This window comes from Nocardioides zhouii (genome assembly GCF_004137345.1).
Lineage (GTDB): Bacteria > Actinomycetota > Actinomycetes > Propionibacteriales > Nocardioidaceae > Nocardioides > Nocardioides zhouii.
Genome location: NZ_SDWV01000008.1, coordinates 103,571 through 119,472, shown reverse-complemented (window position 1 = coordinate 119,472; position 15,902 = coordinate 103,571). Strand labels below are relative to the sequence as shown.

Annotated in this window: 18 protein-coding genes; 10 read left to right on the top strand and 8 right to left on the bottom strand. The window is 69.9% G+C overall.

The features are described from left to right. Nucleotides 1–8 precede the first annotated feature (8 nt). From purE to EUA94_RS09850, 6 genes are all read right to left on the bottom strand, one after another. The gene (gene purE / locus EUA94_RS09875) at nucleotides 9–548 is read right to left on the bottom strand and encodes a 5-(carboxyamino)imidazole ribonucleotide mutase (protein WP_129426704.1); all 540 of its coding nucleotides are present in this window, start codon (nucleotides 546–548) and stop codon (nucleotides 9–11) included. A 12-nt stretch (nucleotides 549–560) separates the two neighbouring features. After that, nucleotides 561–1,664 carry a 5-(carboxyamino)imidazole ribonucleotide synthase gene (locus tag EUA94_RS09870; protein ID WP_242494786.1) on the bottom strand — a complete coding sequence of 368 codons (1,104 nt, stop codon included), beginning with the start codon at nucleotides 1,662–1,664 and terminating at the stop codon, nucleotides 561–563. Nucleotides 1,665–1,750: 86 nt separating this feature from the next. After that, entirely contained in the window at nucleotides 1,751–2,065 is a 315-nt protein-coding gene (locus tag EUA94_RS09865) for a winged helix-turn-helix domain-containing protein (protein WP_129426702.1), read from the bottom strand. Between the two features lie 103 nt (nucleotides 2,066–2,168). After that, complete coding sequence (locus EUA94_RS09860) at nucleotides 2,169–3,215, bottom strand: adenylate/guanylate cyclase domain-containing protein (protein WP_242494775.1); 1,047 nt, start codon at nucleotides 3,213–3,215, stop codon at nucleotides 2,169–2,171. Next, nucleotides 3,190–3,693 (bottom strand): PH domain-containing protein, encoded by a 504-nt coding sequence (locus EUA94_RS09855; protein WP_129426701.1) that lies wholly within the window; start codon nucleotides 3,691–3,693, stop codon nucleotides 3,190–3,192. Before EUA94_RS09855 ends, EUA94_RS09860 begins: the two co-directional genes overlap by 26 nt. A 15-nt stretch (nucleotides 3,694–3,708) precedes the next feature. Then, nucleotides 3,709–4,521, bottom strand: a complete 813-nt coding sequence (locus EUA94_RS09850) for a biotin--[acetyl-CoA-carboxylase] ligase (protein WP_129426700.1) — start codon at nucleotides 4,519–4,521, stop codon at nucleotides 3,709–3,711. 50 nt (nucleotides 4,522–4,571) lie between these two features. Here EUA94_RS09850 and EUA94_RS09845 point away from each other — a divergent pair, with 50 nt between their 5' ends. From EUA94_RS09845 to EUA94_RS09835, 3 genes are read left to right on the top strand one after another with little or no spacing between them, the layout of a single operon-like run. After that, nucleotides 4,572–6,194, top strand: coding sequence for an acyl-CoA carboxylase subunit beta (locus tag EUA94_RS09845; RefSeq protein WP_129426699.1), 1,623 nt, complete (start codon nucleotides 4,572–4,574; stop codon nucleotides 6,192–6,194). After that, the gene (locus tag EUA94_RS09840) at nucleotides 6,191–6,418 is read left to right on the top strand and encodes an acyl-CoA carboxylase subunit epsilon (RefSeq protein WP_129426698.1); all 228 of its coding nucleotides are present in this window, start codon (nucleotides 6,191–6,193) and stop codon (nucleotides 6,416–6,418) included. Before EUA94_RS09845 ends, EUA94_RS09840 begins: the two co-directional genes overlap by 4 nt. A gap of 38 nt (nucleotides 6,419–6,456) precedes the next feature. Next, nucleotides 6,457–8,148: a DUF885 domain-containing protein gene (locus EUA94_RS09835; protein WP_242494774.1), complete on the top strand. Its 1,692-nt coding sequence runs from the start codon at nucleotides 6,457–6,459 to the stop codon at nucleotides 8,146–8,148. A 6-nt stretch (nucleotides 8,149–8,154) separates the two neighbouring features. On the opposite strand, the gene EUA94_RS09830 is transcribed toward EUA94_RS09835, so the two are convergent. Both EUA94_RS09830 and EUA94_RS09825 read right to left on the bottom strand, forming a co-directional pair. Then, complete coding sequence (locus EUA94_RS09830) at nucleotides 8,155–8,856, bottom strand: response regulator (RefSeq protein ID WP_129426697.1); 702 nt, start codon at nucleotides 8,854–8,856, stop codon at nucleotides 8,155–8,157. Beyond that, nucleotides 8,853–10,520 (bottom strand): sensor histidine kinase, encoded by a 1,668-nt coding sequence (locus tag EUA94_RS09825; protein ID WP_129426696.1) that lies wholly within the window; start codon nucleotides 10,518–10,520, stop codon nucleotides 8,853–8,855. The genes EUA94_RS09830 and EUA94_RS09825 overlap by 4 nt, the downstream gene beginning before the upstream one ends. Nucleotides 10,521–10,594: 74 nt before the next feature. Between EUA94_RS09825 and EUA94_RS09820 the strand changes: the two genes are divergently transcribed. The 7 genes from EUA94_RS09820 to EUA94_RS09790 all read left to right on the top strand — a co-directional run bounded on the left by EUA94_RS09820 (nucleotide 10,595) and on the right by EUA94_RS09790 (nucleotide 15,902). Beyond that, a complete protein-coding gene (locus EUA94_RS09820; protein WP_129426695.1) occupies nucleotides 10,595–11,626 on the top strand; it encodes a Bug family tripartite tricarboxylate transporter substrate binding protein in 1,032 nt (343 codons plus the stop codon). A 78-nt stretch (nucleotides 11,627–11,704) separates the two neighbouring features. Beyond that, nucleotides 11,705–12,232: a tripartite tricarboxylate transporter TctB family protein gene (locus EUA94_RS09815; protein WP_129426694.1), complete on the top strand. Its 528-nt coding sequence runs from the start codon at nucleotides 11,705–11,707 to the stop codon at nucleotides 12,230–12,232. Between the two features lies 1 nt (nucleotide 12,233). Beyond that, nucleotides 12,234–13,745, top strand: coding sequence for a tripartite tricarboxylate transporter permease (locus tag EUA94_RS09810; RefSeq protein WP_129426693.1), 1,512 nt, complete (start codon nucleotides 12,234–12,236; stop codon nucleotides 13,743–13,745). After that, nucleotides 13,742–14,131 carry a universal stress protein gene (locus tag EUA94_RS09805; protein ID WP_129426692.1) on the top strand — a complete coding sequence of 130 codons (390 nt, stop codon included), beginning with the start codon at nucleotides 13,742–13,744 and terminating at the stop codon, nucleotides 14,129–14,131. Before EUA94_RS09810 ends, EUA94_RS09805 begins: the two co-directional genes overlap by 4 nt. A 56-nt stretch (nucleotides 14,132–14,187) precedes the next feature. Beyond that, a complete protein-coding gene (locus tag EUA94_RS09800) occupies nucleotides 14,188–14,784 on the top strand; it encodes a Maf family protein (protein ID WP_129426691.1) in 597 nt (198 codons plus the stop codon). An 18-nt stretch (nucleotides 14,785–14,802) separates the two neighbouring features. Further along, nucleotides 14,803–15,444, top strand: a complete 642-nt coding sequence (locus EUA94_RS09795; RefSeq protein ID WP_242494773.1) for a CDP-alcohol phosphatidyltransferase family protein — start codon at nucleotides 14,803–14,805, stop codon at nucleotides 15,442–15,444. After that, on the top strand, nucleotides 15,444–15,902 hold the full coding sequence (locus EUA94_RS09790) for a VTT domain-containing protein (RefSeq protein WP_129426690.1): 459 nt from the start codon (nucleotides 15,444–15,446) through the stop codon (nucleotides 15,900–15,902). The genes EUA94_RS09795 and EUA94_RS09790 overlap by 1 nt, the downstream gene beginning before the upstream one ends.

Here is a 15,902-nt window from a genome sequence, read left to right as displayed (position 1 = left end):
ACCGGTCGCTAGAACCCGAGGCGCCGGGTGGCGCCGGCGGCTGCCTGGCGTACGACGTCGCCCTTCGCGTGCGCGGTCTCGGCGAGCTCGGCGGCATAGTCGACCAGGCGCTGCTGCAGCTCGGGATCGCTGGTCCCCAGGATCCGCGCGGCGAGGATGCCGGCGTTCTTGGCGTTGCCGATGGCGACGGTCGCGACCGGGATCCCGCCGGGCATCTGGACGATGGAGAGCAGGGAGTCCATGCCGTCGAGGTACTTCAGCGGCACCGGCACGCCGATCACCGGCAGCGGGGTCACCGCAGCCAGCATGCCGGGCAGGTGGGCCGCTCCCCCGGCGCCGGCGATGACCACCGACAGCCCGCGGGTGTGCGCCGCGCGGCCCCACTCGATCATCTCGGTGGGCATCCGGTGCGCGGAGACGACGTCGGCCTCCCAGGTGACCCCGAGCTCGGTCAGGACCTCGCCGGCGGCCTGCATGACGGGCCAGTCGGAGTCCGAGCCCATCACGATGCCGACCTTGACGCCCGCGTTCTCGCTGCTCTCGCTCATCTCGGTGCCTTCCTATTCGCTCTCATTGCCGAGGTCGCCGCGGAACCACGCGGCGGCGTGCCGGGCGCGCTCGAGGCAGTCGTCGAGGTCGTCGCCGTAGGCGTTGACGTGGCCGACCTTGCGTCCGGGCCGCAGATCCTTGCCGTAGAAGTGGACCCGCAGGTGGGGATCGCGGGCCATGGCGTGCGGGAGGCCGTCGTACAGCCGGCCGGTGTCGGTGGGTCCGCCGAGGATGTTGACCATCACGGTCCAGCGAGCCCGCGGGGCCGGCGAACCGAGCGGGAGGTCCATGACGGCGCGCAGATGATTCTCGAACTGGGACGTCACGGCTCCGTCCTGGGTCCAGTGGCCGGTGTTGTGGGGGCGCATCGCCAGCTCGTTGACCAGGATCCGGCCGTCGGTCGTCTCGAAGAGCTCGACGGCGAGGATGCCCGTGACGTCGAGCGCACCGGCGACGCGCAGGGCGATCTCCTGCGCCTCCCCGGCCAGGGCGGGCGAGAGGTCCGGCGCGGGGGCGATCACCTCGTGGCAGATGCCGTCGAGCTGGGTCGAGGCGACGACCGGGTACGCCGCGGCCTGGCCGCTGGGCGACCGGGCGACGAGTGCGGAGAGCTCGCGCCGGAAGTCGACGAGCTCCTCGGCGAGCAACTCCACGCCGGCAACGGCCGCGGCGTCGAAGGCCTGCTGCGCCTCGTCGAGGGCGCGGACGACCCACACGCCCTTGCCGTCGTAGCCGCCGCGGGTGGTCTTGAGGACGCAGGGCAGGCCGAAGGCCGCCACCTCGTCGGTCGTGGTGACGACGGCGTTGCGCGGGCAGGGCACGTCGAGCTCGGCGAGCCGGCGTCGCATCACGGCCTTGTCCTGGGCGTGGACGAGCGCGCCCGGCCCCGGACGTACGGCGATGCCGTCCGCCTCCAGCGCGTGCAGGTGCGCGGTCGGCACGTGCTCGTGGTCGAAGGTCACGACGGCGGACCCCTCGGTGACCCGGCGCAGTGTGGCGAGGTCGGTGTAGTCGCCGACGACCTGGTCGGGGATCACCTGAGCGGCCGAGACGCCCTCGGCCTCGGCCAGCAGGCGGAGCGGGAGACCCAGCGCGATCGCCGGCTGCGCCATCATCCGGGCGAGCTGGCCGCCCCCGATCACGGCGAGCGTAGGAGCGCGGTGCGAACCGGTCGAGGACACGACCGGAGCCTATCGACCGATCAGCTGGCGACCGCGGTGGCCGTCTCGAAGCGCAGCCCGCGACCGCGGTGCGTGGTGATGAGGGTCGGGTTGCGCGGGTCGTCGTCGAGCTTGCGACGCAGCCAGCCGAGGTGGACGTCGATGGTCTTGGAGTTGGTGTAGAACGACGTCTGCCACACGTCCGCCATCAGCTCGCCGCGCGTGACGATGTCACCGGGGCGCGCCATCAGCGCCTGCAGGAGCTGGAACTCCTTGCGGGACAGCCTGATCTCGCGATCGCCGCGCCACACCTGTCGTGTGCCCGGGTCCAGTCGCACGTCTTGTACAGCCAACACGCGCTGAACCTAAGGATTTCGCGACCTGTCGGTGACCCATATGGGTGAATTGCGGTGCAGTGGTCTGGTCCAGCGCTCGGCGTCGCAGCGGCGCTCTGACGGGTCAGCGACGGCGTACGGCGACGGGCTCCACGAGCCCGAACCCACGCACCGGGCGGGCCGGGAGCCGCCGGTTCTCCCACTCCGCGGCGGGCAGGAGGTCGGCGGTGTTCTGGTCGACGATCAGCCGGTTGCGGCGGGCCACCGCGGTGAGCCGGGCGGCCATGTTCACCGGTGGGCCGAAGATGTCCCCGAGGCGCTGGACGACCGGGCCGCTCGCGAGGCCGAGGCGTACGTCGGGCATCTTCGCGTCGCGCCCGATGACGTTGATGATCCCCTCCGAGACGGCCACGCCGTCCTCGGCACCGCTCGTGACGAAGAGCACCGAGTCGCCGAGGCTCTTGATGATCCGGCCGCCGTAGCGCGCGACCACGTCCTGGCACCGGCTCTCGAAGACCTCGACGAGGTCGCCGATCTCGTCGCGGTCGAGCGTGTTGGACAGGGCGGTGAAGGACACCAGGTCGGCGAAACCGACAGTGACGTCGATGGTGTGGAGGTCCTCGTCCTTGGCCCCCATCGCCTCGATCCGGCCGACGGCCGCAGCGAGGTGGCGCCGCCAGGCGTAGACGAGGAGCCGCTCGAAGGGCGGGTTGACCTCGTCGATCAACCGCAGCGCGGAGCCGATCCGCGAGCCGGTGGCCTCCGCGCCGGCCTCCATCTCCTCGACCCGGCTGACCAGCGCGGAGACCTCCCAGTCGGCGAGGCGCGCCATCGTCTGGCCAACGCCGCGGGTGAGGTTGACGGCCGTGTCGAAGTCCACGGCACCGGAGTCGACGAAGCTCATGAGGGTCGCGACCGCCTCGATGTCAGCAGCGGTGTACGCCTTGTCGCCGACGAACTCGGGGAAGCCGAGGGCGCGCCACAGCCGGCGGGTCTCCTCGATCGTCACGCCGGTCTCGGCGGCCACCTCGAGCGCGTTGAACTCCGGCTTGCTGCGCAGGATCGCGGCGTCGAGCTGCTCGCCCGGCGGCCCGGTCTTGTCCTTGCCCTTGGCCTTGCGGGTCTTGCGCTGCTGGGGGGTGCGGTCAGGCGCCATCGTCGCGGCGGTCACCGCCGGCGAGGCGATGGAGCTCGTCGGAGACCTGGAGCTGGACCTTCTCCACGTCGGGGATGTCGTGGAGCTCGACCCGGCCGTCGGTGCTGGCGTCGGAGACGACGAGCGTGCCGCAGCCGAAGATCCGGTCGATCACGCCGATCTCGAAGTCGACGCCGCTGATCCGGTTGAGCGGGATCGTGCGGCCCTCCTTGGAGATGAAGCCGGAGCGCTTGATGAAGCGGCGGTTGGTGAACGTGTACGTCGTCGTCAGCCAGGTCAGCAACGGCCCGACGAGGAACCACAGCACCACGGCGAGGAAGAGCACCCACACGACGAGCGACGCCACCGAGCTGTCCACGAGCCGGTCGAGGAAGATCGCCAGCGCAAGCGCCACGAGCACCCCCAGCCCCGGGATGATCAGCGCCTTGACGTGCGTGCGCGTGGAGACGACGACGTGTTCACCCTCGTTGAGGAGCTTGGTCGGAAAGGCCACTCCCGGATCATGTCACTAGGCGGGGCGCACGTGCACCACATCGCCGGCCGCGACGGTGAGCGTGCCGTCGTCCGTCCCGACGACCAGCGCCCCGGAGGCGTCGATGTCCAGCGCCTCGCCACGACGTACGTCCCCCGCCGGCAGGTGGACGTCGACGGTGCGCCCGAGCGTCACGCACACGTCGGCGTACGCCCGGCGCAGCGCCTCGGTGTCGTCGAGAAGACCCTGCAGGCCGTGGAGCGAGCCGAGCACCTGTCCGAGCAGGCCGGTGCGCTCGACGGGCTCGCCCGTCTCCAGCGCGACCGACGTGGCCAGCGCGATCGGGAGCTCGTCGAGGGTCTGGTCGACGTTGATGCCGACCCCCACGACGGCCATCGGCCCGGCGTCGGACTCGATCCGCTCGACCAGGATGCCGGCGACCTTGCGGCCCGCGCCGAGTTCTCCGCCGTCGACGAGCACGTCGTTGGGCCACTTCAGCGCGATGTCGGGCAGCCGGTCGGCCAGCGCGGCCTGGACGGCGTACCCGGCGAGGAGCGGCAGCCAGGACCAGGACGCCACCGGCAGGTCGGGACGCAGCAGCACCGAGAAGGTCAGCGACGAGCGCGGCGGCGTCTCCCACACCCGGTCGAGCCGGCCGCGGCCCGCGGTCTGGTGCTCGGTGACCAGCACCAGGCCGGGCTCCTCGCCGGCGCGGGCGCGGGCCGCGAGCGCCGCGTTGGTGGACGGCGTCGCCTCCTCCACCTCGACCCGCCAGCCGACGGGCGCGACCAGGCGGGCGCGGTCGATCGGTGCACGCGACGGAGGTGGCGACGGAGGGAGATCGGTCATGGCACTAGATTGCCCGATGGACCACGGACCGACCGACCAGGAGGCCCCGCGTGAGCGCACAGCCGGGTGAAGAGACCCCCAACCGCAACCAGCACCTTGACCTGCACACGACCGCCGGCAAGCTGGCCGACCTCGAGCAGCGACTCGACGAGGCGGTGCACGCCGGCTCGGCGAAGGCCGTGGAGAAGCAGCACGCGAAGGGCCGCAAGACCGCCCGCGAGCGGATCGAGATGCTCTTCGACGAGGGCACCTTCGTCGAGCTCGACGAGCTCGCCCGGCACCGCTCCACGGCGTTCGGGCTCGAGAAGACCCGGCCGTACGGCGACGGCGTGGTGACCGGCTACGGCGAGGTCAACGGCCGGATGATCTGCGTCTTCAGCCAGGACTTCACCGTCTTCGGCGGGTCGCTCGGCGAGGTCTACGGCGAGAAGATCACCAAGGTCATGGACCTCGCGATGCGCACCGGCTGCCCGATCATCGGCATCAACGAGGGGGCCGGCGCCCGCATCCAGGAGGGCGTGGTCAGCCTCGGCCTCTACGGCGAGATCTTCCGCCGCAACGTGCACGCCTCGGGCGTCATCCCGCAGATCAGCCTGATCATGGGCAACTGCGCCGGCGGCCACGTCTACTCCCCCGCGGTCACCGACTTCACGATCATGGTCGACCAGACCTCGGCGATGTTCATCACCGGTCCCGACGTCATCAAGACCGTCACCGGCGAGGACGTGACGATGGAGGACCTCGGCGGCGCGCGCACCCACAACACCAAGTCGGGCAACGCCCACTACCTGGCCTCCGACGAGGAGGACGCCATCGAGTACCTCAAGGCGATGCTGTCCTACCTCCCGCAGAACAATCTGGATCCGGCGCCGGAGTACGACGAGGACCCCGAGATGTCGGTCACCGACGGCGATCGCGCGCTCGACGTGCTGATCCCCGACGGCGCCAACCAGCCGTACGACATGCACGACGTCATCACCGCCGTGCTCGACGACGAGGAGTTCCTCGAGGTCCAGGAGCTCTTCGCCCCCAACATCCTCGTCGGCTTCGGCCGCGTCGAGGGTCGCTCGGTCGGCATCGTGGCCAACCAGCCGATGCAGTTCGCCGGCTGCCTCGACATCGACGCCTCGGAGAAGGCCGCGCGGTTCGTACGGTTCTGCGACGCCTTCAACATCCCCGTCCTGACCTTCGTCGACGTGCCGGGCTTCCTGCCGGGCACCGACCAGGAGTGGCAGGGCATCATCCGCCGCGGCGCGAAGCTGATCTACGCGTACGCCGAAGCGACCGTCCCGCTCATCACCGTCATCACCCGTAAGGCGTACGGCGGCGCGTACGACGTGATGGGCTCCAAGCACCTCGGCGCCGACATCAACGTCGCCTGGCCCACCGCCCAGATCGCCGTCATGGGCGCGCAGGGCGCGGCCAACATCGTGCACCGCAAGACCCTCAAGGCCGTCGAGGACGAGGGCGGCGACGTCGAGGCCAGGCGGGCCGAGCTCATCGACGAGTACGAGACCACGCTCGCCAACCCCTACATCGCGGCCGAGCGGGGCTACGTCGACGCGGTCATCGCACCCCACGAGACGCGCATCGAGATCGTCCGCTCGCTCCGGCTGCTCCGCTCCAAGCGGGAGACCCTCCCGGCCAAGAAGCACGGGAACATCCCGCTGTGAGTGGGCCCGAGCAACCACTGCTCAAGGTCATCAACGCCGACGCCACCCCCGAGGAGGTCGCGGCCCTGGTCGCGGTCTTCTCCGCCCTCGGCTCGAGCAACGACGACGCCCCGGAGCGACCGCGCCCGGCGTGGAGCAACCCGGCCCGCAGCGTCCGCCACACCAGTGGTGCCGCGCACCGCCACGGCGACGGCGGCTGGCGCGCGAGCGGCCTCCCGCGCTGACCTACGACAGGTCACTTCTGAGAGTTAGGGTCGATCGCGTGACTCGGACCCGCACGATCGATGCCCTGTGCGACGCGTACGTCGATGACTACTGCGCCCTCGACCCGCTGACCGCGACCTCGATGGGGGTGGCCGGCCACGAGCGCGAGATGACCGACTACTCCCCCGCCGGCTTCGACGCGCGCGAGGCGCTGGCCCGGTCTGTCGTGGCGGCGGTCGAGGCAGCCACGTCGGTCGACGACCGCGAGGCTGCGGCCAAGGACGCCTTCCTCGAGCGCACGCGCCTCGAGATCGAGCTCGATGAGGCGGGCGTCAGCCGCTCGCGCATGTCGGTGCTGTGGAGCCCGCTCCACCAGATCCGCGGCGTGTTCGACCTGATGCCGACCGCGGGCGAGGAGGCCGTCGCCGCCGTCGCCGCCCGGCTGGAGGCCGTCCCCGGCGCCCTCGAGGGACTGCGCGTCACCCTCTCCGACGAGGCCCGCAAGGGGCACGTCGTCGCGGCCCGGCAGTACACCGAGGTGGCCGAGCAGGTACGCCGCTGGACGGGGCAGACCGGCGAGGCGGGCGACTTCTACCTCGGTCTCGTCGATCGGCTCGACGGCGGCGACCCGACCCACCTGCGCGCGCTCGCGGGTGCCGCGAGCGCCGCCACCGCGTCGTTCGGCCTGTTCCTCAGCGATGAGCTCGAGCCGCAGGGCACGGACAAGGAGGGCGTCGGTCGCGAGGTGTACGCGCTGGCGAGCCGCTACTTCCTCGGTGCCGAGGTCGACCTCGACGAGACGTACGCCTGGGGCTGGACCGAGCTGCAGCGGCTGTCCGACCTCATGGACGCCACCGCCGACCGGATCGTGCCCGGTGCGGACGTCGACGCTGCCGTCGCCCACCTCGACGCCGCCCCAGACCGGGTCGTGCACGGGCGCCAAGCGTTCCGCGACTGGATGCAGCAGCTGGCCGACCGCACCATCGAGGCGATGGCGGGCGTGCACTTCGACATCCCCGACCCGATCCGCCGCATCGAGTGCATGCTCGCGCCCACCAACGACGGCGGCATCTACTACACCGGCCCGTCCGAGGACTTCGAGCGCCCGGGGCGCATGTGGTGGTCGGTGCCCGACGGCATCGAGGACTTCCACCCGTGGCGCGAGGTCACCACTGTCTTCCACGAGGGCGTGCCCGGCCACCACCTCCAGGTCGCCCAGACCGCCTACCGCAGCGACACCCTCAACCGCTGGCAGCGGCTGATGTGCTGGTGCAGCGGGCACGGCGAGGGCTGGGCGCTCTACGCCGAGCGGCTGATGGAGGAGCTCGGCTTCCTCGACGACCCGGCCGACCTGCTCGGCATGCTCGACGGCCAGTCGCTGCGGGCCACGCGCGTCATCGTCGACATCGGCATGCACCTCGAGCTGACCATCCCCGAGGACAACCGGCTCGGGGCCGGCGGCACGGCCTTCCATCCGGGCGAGACCTGGACACCCGAGCTGGGCCTGGAGTTCATACGGCTGCACTGCCGGATGGACGACGAGTTCATCCAGTTCGAGGTCAAACGCTACCTCGGCCTGCCCGGCCAGGCGCCGTCGTACAAGGTTGGCGAGCGCATCTGGCTCGAAGCCCGCGCCGAGGTGCAGGAGCGGCAATCCGACGCCTTCGACCTCAAGGCCTTCCACCGCGAGGCGCTCGACCTGGGCTCGCTCGGCCTCGACCCGCTTCGTGCCGCGCTGTCGCGGCTGTGAAGGCGATCAAGTAGTCGGATCAGGGTGCACTGGCAACGTCGTTGCCGAACTCCGGTAGCGCCGTTCCGGCCGCCCTGCGCCGTACTGCAACCGGACCTGCGCCTCCCCGGTCGTCACGAAGTGCTCGAGGTAGCGGCGCGCGCTCACCCGCGAGAGACCGAGTTCCTCGCCCGCCTCCGCAGCCGAGAGCTCGGCGCCCCCGTTGAGAGCGCCAAGGACCAATCGCGCTGTCTCGGAGCTGAGCCCCTTGGGCAGGCGCGTCGGCGGTCGTGACGTCTGGCTGGTGGTGCCGAAGAGCCGGTCGATGGTGTCTTGGTCTGTCGAGCCTGGCGTCAGCTCACGCAGGGCCGCCGCAACCTGGGTCATGCGAGCGGCGAGGTCGACGTAGTCGAAGGGCTTGACGAGGTATTGCATCGCCCCGCCGTGCAGCGCCGTGCGTACGGTGTCGGCGTCGCGCTCTGCGGTCACCATCACCACCCCGGTTTCGTGGCCACCGGCGCGAAGGCGTGACAGCACCTCCAGACCACTGATGTCGGGCAGGTGCACGTCGAGCAGGACCAGGTCGGGTTGCAGCTCCTCGATCAATGCCAGCGCCTCTGCTCCGGTGTGGGCGCTGCCGACCACTTCGAAGCCGGCGGTCTGCGCGACGAACCGCTGATGGATGCTGGCCACCATGAAGTCGTCGTCGACGACGAGAACGCTGATCACGTGGACACCCTGGACGAGTACGGCAGCCGTACGGAGAATACAGCGCCCTTCCCTTGGTGCACCTCGATGCTCCCGCCTCGTTGCGCGCAGATCAGTTGCACCAGCGGCAGTCCGATGCCCCGGCCGCCAGGGACGTCGGGCTTGGTGGAGAAACCCCGGACGAAGATTGCCTCGCGGAGCTCTTCAGGGACGCCGGGACCGTTGTCGGCCACCTCGATGTGGAGGTAGGAGAGGCCTGCCTGGAGCGACACCGTCACCTCGGCCCCCTCCACGCCGCGGCAGGCGTCCAGGGCGTTCTCGATCAGGTTGCCCAGCACGGTCGTCAGGTCGGCGGAGTCGCCCGGTGCCAGCGCAGGCAGCGCCGAGTCCTCGGTCAGCTCCAGGCAGACGCCGTGCTCGTCGGCCACGCTCGACTTGGCAAGCAGCAATGCTGCCACCGCGAGGTCCTTGACCCGGGCGGTCACGAAGTCCGAGGTCTCGGCCCGTCGACGGGCCAAGGTGCCCACCAACGAGCGCAGCTCGGCGTACTCCTCGAGCTGGACCAGACCCGAGATGGTGTGGAGGTGGTTGCTGAACTCGTGCGTCTGGGCTCGCAGGGTGTCGGTGATGGAGAGGTTGGAGGAGAGCTGGCTCTGCAGTGAGACCAGCTCGGTGCGGTCGCGCATCGTGGTGACGGTGCCGATGCCCCGGCCCCGGCTCGAGGCCGAGCGCCGATTGAAGACGAGCACGCGGTCTGCGACCACCGCCACAGCGTCCTCGTCCACCGCGGCGGAGCCGTCGAGCAGCGAGACCACCTCCTTGCCCAGCGCCAACCTTGCCACCGGCTGTCCGAGGGCGTCGGCGTCGAGATCGAGCAGCCGCAGTGCGGCGTCGTTGACCATCGTGATGCGTCCGTCGGTGCCGACGGCGAGCACACCCTCACGGATGCTGTGCAGGAGCGCCTCACGGTGGTCGGCGAGCCGCGAGATCTCAGAGGCACCCAGGCCCCGGGTGCGTCGCCTCACAACCCGCGAGATGACGTAGGTGCCGAGGACTCCCAGCAGGGCGCCCACGCCAAGGAAGACGGCGAGGTCGGCCGCGCTGTCAGTCAGCCGCTGCCACGCCGAGGGGTAGTTCTGCTCGACCAGAACCAGCCCCACCAGGTCTCCCTCGCCGCTGTCGTCGTCGGAGAGGACGGGCGCGTGAGCGGCCACGACCGTTTGTGCGTCGACCTCGCGCAGTCCGGACCAACCACGGCCCCCCTGGGCACCGCTACCGTCGAGGTCGGCATGAGTGCCCACCCGCAGTGGATCGGAGCTGACCAACACCTCGCCGTCCGGTGTGGTGATGTCGATCTCGCTAGCGCTGGAGAGGCTCAGTGCGGACTCGACGGCCGGCGCGAGCTGGTTGACGGTGTCGCTCGCGGCCGTTCTCGTCGACGGGTCGGCGACCTCCTCCAGCTTGGTGCGCACCTGCGAGGAGTTGGCGACGTACTCGGCGACCGACCGCACTTGCGCCCCGGCCTGCTGCTCGAACGTCACGCCCGACTGCCGGAGGGAGATGACGGCGACCAAGGCAAGCACCCCGAGGATGACCGCGAGCTGCAGCACGAGCACCTGACCCGCCAGGCTCGGATCGCGACGTCGACCGGAGGTGACGAAGACCACAACGACCACAACCTCCATTGCGTCCGCAAGCGTGACGAGCGCCACAGCCGGCAGACATGATCCCACGGAACTCACCGAGGAGGTGCCCCAGGATGTCCATCACCCTGAATCCACGCCGCACGCGGCCCACCCGACGTGGCCTGCGCAAGGTCCTAGTCACCATCAGCGTCGTCTCGCTGGCCACACTCACCGCATGCGGTGTCACCTCTGACGGCGGTGACGCAGGCGGCGACCTCTCCGACCAGCGTCTCCGCATGATGATCCCCAACGCAGCCGGCGGCGGGTACGACCTCACCGGCCGCGCTGCCGTCAAGGTGATGGAGGACGAGAACCTGGCCGACCGCTTCGAGGTCAGCAATGTCGAGGGGGCCAGCGGCACCGTCGCGATGCAGCGTCTGCTCAACGAGGAGGGCTCCGACGACCTGTTGATGACCATGGGACTCGGCGTCATCGGAGCCGTCTACACCAACCAGTCCGACGCGACCGTCGACAAAGCAATTCCGATCGCCCGCCTGATCGAGGAGCAGGAGGCGATCCTCGTCCCCGCCGACTCCCCCTTCACCACGGTCAACGACTTCGTCGAGGCATGGAAGGCCGACCCCGACAAGCTCATCATCGGCGGCGGCTCGGCCCCCGGCGGCCCCGACCATCTCTTCCCGATGCAGCTGGCCGACGCCGTCGGTGTCACCCCCAGCGACGTCGCCTACGTCGAGTACGACGGCGGCGGCCCCCTGACCACCGCGCTGCTGGGCTCCAAGATCGACGTCGGTATGTCCGGACTTGGCGAGTTCGCGGGCCAGATCGAGGACGGTTCGCTTCGGGTCCTGGCCGTCTCGGGCGCCGAGCGGCTCGACACCGCCGACGCCCCCACCCTCACCGAGGAAGGCATCGACCTGGTCTTCACCAACTGGCGCGGCGTGCTGGCCCCTCCCGGCATCGACGATGCCACCGTCGATGCCTACATCGCAGCCTTCGAGGAGATGCACGACACGCAGGCCTGGAAGGACGTGTTGGAGGAGAACGGCTGGAGCGACAACTTCGCGACCGGCGACGAGTTCGACGAGTTCCTCACCGAACAGAACGACCGCGTCCGCACCACCCTCACCGACCTGGGTCTGGCCTAGCCGAAATACACATGGTGACATCGGGCGACCCCGCCGCGGGCCGCCCGATGTCACCGGCCGACCGAGGAGGTCCCCGCCATGACTGAACAGAATCAGCAGCCTGAGGCAACGACGGCCACACGACCCTTCGTCGACACGGCGCAGTACGGCATGGCGGCATTGCTCGCCGTGGCCGGCAGCTACATCGTGTTCAACGGCACCCAGATGCGCACCAGCGCGTCGAAGGACTTCCTTCCCCCGTCCACCTTCGCCTACGTCGTCGGCGCGGCCCTGCTCGTCCTCTCGGTGCTGCTCGCCATTGCCACTGCCCGCGGCGACACCCCGGACGCCGCGGACGGCGAGGACGTCGACCTCAGCAGCGGCAGCGACGTGCGCACGCTGGTGCTGCTCGTCGCTGTGCTGTGCGTCAACGTCTTCCTCATCGAGCCGCTCGGATGGCCCGTCACCGGCGCCATTCTCTTCACCGGCGCCGCATGGGTGCTCGGGAGCCGTCACTGGGTGCGCGACATCGCGATCGGCGTCGCGCTCTCCTTCGGCACTTTCTACGCCTTCTACCTCGGCCTGGGCGTCCCTCTACCGGTCGGCATCCTGAACGGAGCCCTGTGACATGGACCTACTCCTGGACGGCTTCGCCACCGCCCTGTCCCCCACCAACCTCCTCTTCGCCGTCCTCGGCGTACTGCTCGGAACCGCTGTCGGCGTACTCCCGGGAATCGGACCGGCGATGACCGTCGCCCTGCTGCTGCCGGTCACCTACAGCGTCCCTGCCGAAAGTGCGCTGATCATGTTTGCCGGCATCTACTACGGCGGTATGTACGGCGGCTCGACGACCTCGATCCTGCTGAACACCCCCGGTGAGTCCTCCTCGGTCATCACCGCCCTTGAGGGCAACAAGATGGCCAAGACCGGCAGGGCCGCACAGGCGCTTGCCACTGCGGCGATCGGGTCCTTCGTGGCAGGCACGATCGGCACCGTCCTGCTGATCCTGCTGGCCCCCACGGTCGGCCCGCTCGTGGTCACGCTGGGTGCCCCGTCGTACTTCGCCATCATGCTGCTCGCTCTGGTGTCGGTCACCGTCGTCCTCGGCTCCTCCAAGCTGCGGGGCTTCATCGCGCTCTTTCTCGGCCTGGCCATCGGCCTGGTCGGCATGTCGAGCGGACAACCCCGCATGACTTTCGGCTTCGCCGAGCTCTCCGACGGCATCGAGATCGTCGTGGTCGCGGTCGCAATCTTCGCCCTGGGCGAGGCACTGTGGGTCGCGGCACACCTGCGCCGGACTCCGCTGGAAATCATCCCTGTCGGCAGGCCATGGATGAGCCGTTCCGACTGGAGCCGATCCTGGAAGCCCTGGCTTCGCGGCACGGCACTCGGCTTTCCGTTCGGTGCACTCCCCGCCGGTGGAGCCGAGTTGCCGACCTTCCTCAGCTACGTCACCGAGCGACGGCTCTCCAAGCATCCCGAGGAGTTCGGAAAGGGTGCGATCGAGGGTGTCGCCGGTCCCGAAGCGGCCAACAACGCTTCCGCAGCCGGCACGCTGCTGCCGATGCTCGCGCTGGGTCTTCCGACGACGGCGACCGCGGCGGTCATCCTGGTCGCCTTCGAGAGCTATGGCCTGCAGCCTGGACCGCAATTCATGACGCAGAACGAGCAACTCGTGTGGGCGCTGCTGGCGAGCCTCTTCGTGGCCAACACGTTGCTGCTGGTGCTGAATCTGCCCTTGGCCCCCGTCTGGGCCAAGCTGCTGCGGATCCCCCGGCCTTACCTCTACGCCGGGATCCTGTTCTTCGCCACGTTGGGGGCCTACTCCGCCAGCACCTCCCCCTTCGACCTCGGGCTACTCCTGGTGCTTGGAGTTCTCGGCTTCGCGATGCGCCGCTTCGCGATCCCGGTGCTGCCCCTGATCATCGGCGTCATCCTCGGCCCCCGGCTGGAGGAGGAGCTCTCCGAGGCGCTCGACATCTCTCGCGGCGACTACTCCACGCTGTGGGGCGAGCCCGCGGCCATCATCTGCTACCTCGTAATGACGCTCATAGTCGCCAGCCTCGTCGCTGCCCGAATCCGCAGCCTGCGTCGAGCCCCCCGTACGTCGGACACTGAGAAGGACGAGGTCCACACGTGAGCATCGTTATCGCCTACAGCCCCGACATCTACGGCCGGGCCGCGCTGGAGCACGGGCTCGCTGAGGCCCTGCTGCGGCAGACCACGCTTGTCGTTGTCAACGTGACCCGTGGTGACAGCCTGGTCGACAGCCACTACGCCCACGAGGACGAGGTTCAGCAGGTCCTGGACCGGCTGGACGCCGCGGGTGTGGATGCGAAGGTTCGGCGCGACGTCGTGCCCGACATCGCGGACGCTGTGCTGTCTGTTGCCGAGGAGGAGGACGCCACCTTGATCGTGGTCGGCGTCCGGCACCGCAGTCCGGTGGGCAAGATGCTGTTGGGCAGCGTGGCGCAGCGAGTCATCCTGGACGCCCGCTGCCCGGTGCTGGCCGTGAAGCCCTCCTGAGCACCCGCCGCCCGGCTGAGTCAGGCCGTGTACGGGTGCTGTGCGAGGGTTCTGCGGTGCCACGCCTCGTCCTCGCGTCCGCCTCGCCCGCCCGTCGTACGACGTTGCGCTCCGCCGGGATCGACCCGATCGTCGTCGTCAGCGGCGTCGACGAGTCGCAGCTGGGCGACCTGCCACCGGCCGAGCTCGCCCTCCAGCTCGCCGAGCTCAAGTGCGCCGCCGTCGTCGGGCGCGACGAGGTCCCGGCGGACGCCCTGGTGCTGGGCTGCGACTCGGTGCTCGAGCTCGACGGCGAGGCCCTCGGCAAGCCCCACGACGCCGAGGAGGCGGCTCGCCGCTGGCATGCCATGCGTGGCCGCAGCGGCGTGCTCCACAGCGGCCACTGCCTGCGTGACGTCACGACCGGCCGGGTCGCCGCCGCCACCGCGTCGACGACGGTCCACTTCGCCGACGTGAGCGACGCCGAGATCGACGCGTACGTCGCCACCGGCGAGCCGCTCGAGGTCGCCGGGGCGTTCACGATCGACGGCCTCGGCGGCGCTTTCGTCACCGGGATCGAGGGCGACCACCACAACGTGGTCGGCGTGAGCCTGCCCCTGCTGCGCGAGCTGGTGCTCGAACTCGGGCACGGATGGCCGGACCTGTGGGTCTGACCCGCTAGCATCCCGAGCGTGGGGAGCGGGGTTCTTGGCGGGATACAGGCGCAGCCTGTCGCCGACCCCGAAGGCCGCTACGGCGTACGCGAGGAGCGGCTCCTGACCGGCGCGACCGTCATCACGGCTGTCCGCACCATCGCCTCGGCAGTGCTGGCAGCCGTCGCCGTCCACGAGGAGAGCCTCGAGCTCCTGGTGGTCGCGCTCGTCGTCTACTGGGTCGGCGACATGCTCGACGGGTTCTACGCCCGCGTCCGCGACTGCGAGACCCGCATCGGCGCCGTGCTCGACATCATGTGCGACCGGTTCAACGCGGCCGCCTTCTACCTCGGCCTCGCGTGGCTCCAGCCCGACCTGTCGCCGGCGATCTTCGTCTACCTCGCCGAGTTCATGGTGATCGACTGCTTCCTCTCGATCGCCTTCCTGGCGTGGCCGGTGCGCAGCCCCAACTACTTCTTCGTGATCGACCGGCCGATCTGGCTGTGGAACTGGTCGAAGCCGGCGAAGGCGGTCAACAGCGCGCTCTTCGCCGTGCTCCTGCTCGTCACCGGCTGGATGTGGGTCGGGCTGGTCATCGCCTCGGCCCTGCTCGTGCTCAAGTGCGTCTCGCTGCACCGGTTGGTGAAGATCGGGATCCCCGTCCCCGGGTCCGTGGACTGATGCTCCTCTGGAGCGTCCTGGGCGCCTCGATCGGCTCGGCCCTGCTGCCGTTGATCAACATCGAGGCGATCCTCGCCGTGTCGGTGAGCCAGGCGCCCGGGCACATGTGGGGCCTCGTCATCGCGGCGACGGTCGGCCAGATGCTCGGCAAGATCATCTGGTACTGGGGCGGCATGCACCTCGACCGGGCCCCGTGGGTCAACCGGCAGCTGCAGAAGCCGAAGGCCAAGGCATCCCTCGACAAGTGGCACGAGCGCGCCGAGGGGCGCCCCTGGTTCACGGCGGGGCTGCTCTTCGTGTCCGCGGCGATCGGCTTCCCGCCGTACGCCGTCACCGCGGTGCTGGCCGGCACGCTCCGGGTGCCGTTCGGGATCTTCCTGGTGACCGGGCTGCTCGGCCGTGGGCTGCGGTTCTGGGCCGTGGTCAGCGGGACGTCGTCGCTGATCCACCTCTTCTGA

Excerpts from the sequence above, each read along its gene's own strand:
- purE (WP_129426704.1), bottom strand. The coding sequence starts at position 548 with ATGAGCGAGAGCAGCGAGAACGCGGGCGTCAAGGTCGGCATCGTGATG.
- EUA94_RS09870 (WP_242494786.1), bottom strand. The coding sequence starts at position 1,664 with ATGATGGCGCAGCCGGCGATCGCGCTGGGTCTCCCGCTCCGCCTGCTG.
- EUA94_RS09850 (WP_129426700.1), bottom strand. The coding sequence starts at position 4,521 with ATGACCGATCTCCCTCCGTCGCCACCTCCGTCGCGTGCACCGATCGAC.
- EUA94_RS09825 (WP_129426696.1), bottom strand. The coding sequence starts at position 10,520 with ATGGAGGTTGTGGTCGTTGTGGTCTTCGTCACCTCCGGTCGACGTCGC.
- EUA94_RS09820 (WP_129426695.1), top strand. The coding sequence starts at position 10,595 with ATGTCCATCACCCTGAATCCACGCCGCACGCGGCCCACCCGACGTGGC.
- EUA94_RS09815 (WP_129426694.1), top strand. The coding sequence starts at position 11,705 with ATGACTGAACAGAATCAGCAGCCTGAGGCAACGACGGCCACACGACCC.
- EUA94_RS09810 (WP_129426693.1), top strand. The coding sequence starts at position 12,234 with ATGGACCTACTCCTGGACGGCTTCGCCACCGCCCTGTCCCCCACCAAC.
- EUA94_RS09790 (WP_129426690.1), top strand. The coding sequence starts at position 15,444 with ATGCTCCTCTGGAGCGTCCTGGGCGCCTCGATCGGCTCGGCCCTGCTG.